This is a genomic window from Streptococcus mitis (genome assembly GCF_946188615.1).
Classification (GTDB): Bacteria; Bacillota; Bacilli; order Lactobacillales; family Streptococcaceae; genus Streptococcus; species Streptococcus mitis_BZ.
In genome coordinates, this window is the sequence record NZ_CAMHVK010000031.1 from 1 (window position 1) to 273 (window position 273).

Here is a 273-nt window from a genome sequence, read left to right on the forward strand (position 1 = left end):
GTCCTTCTCTATCTGGCTTATTTCACTTAACATAATTCCCTCAAGGTCCATCCATGTTGTTGCGAATGGGACGATTTTGTTCTTTTTTATGGCTGAGAAGTATTCCACTGTCTATATATACCACATCTTCTTTATCCAGTTATCAGTTGATGGGCACTTAGGTTGCATCCACATCTTGGTTATTGTAAATAATGCTTCAATGAACATTGGGGTGCATGGGACTTTTGGAATTGCTGACTTCAAGCTCTTTGGATAGATACCCAGTAATGGATG

General features: G+C 39.2%; 1 protein-coding gene. It reads left to right on the forward strand.

Translation table 11 applies throughout. From position 1 onward, the window contains the following. The coding region (locus OCF95_RS09790) for a hypothetical protein (protein WP_261105342.1) at positions 1–256 on the forward strand (256 nt) is incomplete at its 5' end. Between the last annotated feature and the right edge of the window lie 17 nt (positions 257–273).